At 73.6% G+C, this 1,570-nt stretch carries 1 protein-coding gene; it reads right to left on the bottom strand.

Annotation, left to right across the window (positions count from 1 at the left end; genetic code table 11):
• The coding region (locus HW578_RS26340; protein WP_198373665.1) for a DEAD/DEAH box helicase at nt 1-1,226 on the bottom strand (1,226 nt) is incomplete at its 3' end.
• Nucleotides 1,227-1,570: the final 344 nt, after the last annotated feature.

The following is a 1,570-nucleotide window of genomic DNA, read 5'->3' as shown; positions in this document are numbered from 1 at the left end:
ATGTAGCCAAAACTGGACTTCAGACGTGTGCTGTTCGGATCTTCGGCGGCCAAGGCCGAAGCCTGCGCCGAGAGCCGCTCGGCATCGCGCGCGCGGATCGCCTCGGCCGAGGGCGCGGGCGCCCAGGTCGCGGTCACGCGCGCCGCGCCCAGCAGTCGCTGCGCCAGGCCGCGCCGCGTATGCGGCACCAGCAGCACCGACACCCCCTTGCGCCCGGCGCGCCCGGTCCGCCCCGACCGATGCAGCAGCGTCTCCGGGTCGCGCGGCAATTCGGCATGGATCACCAGGCCGAGGTCCGGCAGGTCGATGCCGCGCGCCGCAACATCGGTCGCCACGCACACCCGCGCGCGCCCGTCGCGCAGGCTCTGAAGTGCGCGGTTGCGTTCGGCCTGGGACAATTCGCCCGACAGCGCCACGGTCGAGAAGCCGCGTTCCGCCAGGTTGCCCTGCAGGCGCGTCACTGTGGCGCGCGTGGCGCAGAACACCATGGCGATGCGGGCATCCTCGAGGCGCAGGATGTTCACCACCGCGCGCTCGATCTCATGCGGCGCGACCACGGCGGCGCGGTAGTCGATGTCGCGATGCTGGCCGCCTTCCGAGGCCACCTCGATGCGCAACGCATCGCGCTGGTAGCCCTTGGCCAGGGCCGCGATTCCGCGCGGCACGGTGGCCGAGAACATCAGCGTGCGGCGTTCGGCCGGCGTTTCCTCCAGGATCGCCTCGAGCTCCTCCTTGAAGCCGAGGTCGAGCATCTCGTCCGCCTCGTCCAGCACCACGGCGCGCAGCGCGGCCGGGGCTAGGTTGCCGCGCTCAAGGTGGTCGCGCAGGCGGCCGGGCGTGCCCACCACGACATGCGCGCCCTGGCTGAGCAGGCGCCGCTCGGCCACCGGGTCCATGCCGCCGACGCAGGAGACGATGCGCCCGCCGGCGGCGGCAAAGAGCCAGGTCAGTTCCGCCTTCACCTGCAGCGCCAGTTCGCGGGTCGGGGCCACCACCAGCGCCAGCGGGGCGCCGGGCGGGGGCAGGCGGGTGGCGTCCCCGATCAGCTCGGGCGCCAGGGCCAAGCCATAGGCGACGGTCTTGCCGGAGCCGGTCTGGGCCGAGACCAGCAGGTCGCGCCCCGCGGCCTCGGGCTGCAGCACGGCGGCCTGGACAGGGGTTGGCTCGGCATAGCCGCGGCCGCTGAGCGCGGCCAGCAGCGGGGCGGGCAGGGTGGCGAAGGACATGGGCAGGGGGTCCGGAAAGCGGGGCCTGTGGTGTGCGTCCTGCCCGGCCGCGTCAAGCCGCCAGGGCTGGCGTCGCAGAACGCCGATCATGAATCGTGCAAATTGCTCGATATGTGTGCGGTTCTGCCGCGTGCCCGGCGCGCGCTGGCGATTCGGTGAGCGGCACGCCCCTTGCTGCCACGGCGCCAACGGCCAGATCGGCCACCGTCACCGGGAGTCCACCATGGCGCGCATCTTCGACAACCCCTTCTCGGCCGCCTCGCGCCTCGATACCTGCGGCTGCGGCGCGGCGCATGCGCCGGGCCTGGCCTGCGACGCCGCCGCGGCGCCCGCCGACGGCACCG

This window comes from Roseomonas rosulenta, from assembly GCF_016106005.1.
GTDB lineage: Bacteria > Pseudomonadota > Alphaproteobacteria > Acetobacterales > Acetobacteraceae > Neoroseomonas > Neoroseomonas rosulenta.
Note: the sequence above shows the minus strand (reverse complement) of the source record. Positions and strands in the feature narration are given on the sequence as shown.